At 56.7% G+C, this 277-nt stretch carries 1 pseudogene; it reads left to right on the top strand.

The window, feature by feature from the left end:
* Positions 1 to 277, top strand: a pseudogene (locus BGK49_RS28190) (IS1 family transposase); the annotation flags it as partial.

Here is a 277-nt window from a genome sequence, read left to right as displayed (position 1 = left end):
TGAATGGCGTTGGATGCCGGGCAACTGCACGCATTATGGGCGTTAGCCTCAACACGATTTTACGTCACTTAAAAAACTCAGGCCGCAGTCGGTAACCTCGCGTATACAGCCGGGCAGTGACGTCATCGTCTGCGCGGAAATGGACGAACAGTGGGGATACGTCGGGGCTAAATCGCGCCAGCGCTGGCTGTTTTACGCGTATGACAGGCTCCGGAAGACGGTTGTTGCGCACGTATTCGGTGAACGCACTATGGCGACGCTGGGGCGTCTTATGAGC

The sequence above is a fragment of the Shigella sp. FC1544 genome (genome assembly GCF_001722145.1).
In the GTDB taxonomy this organism is placed as follows: Bacteria; Pseudomonadota; Gammaproteobacteria; order Enterobacterales; family Enterobacteriaceae; genus Escherichia; species Escherichia coli.
The sequence above is the reverse complement of the archived record's forward strand: the minus strand, read 5'-3'. Positions and strand labels throughout refer to the sequence as shown.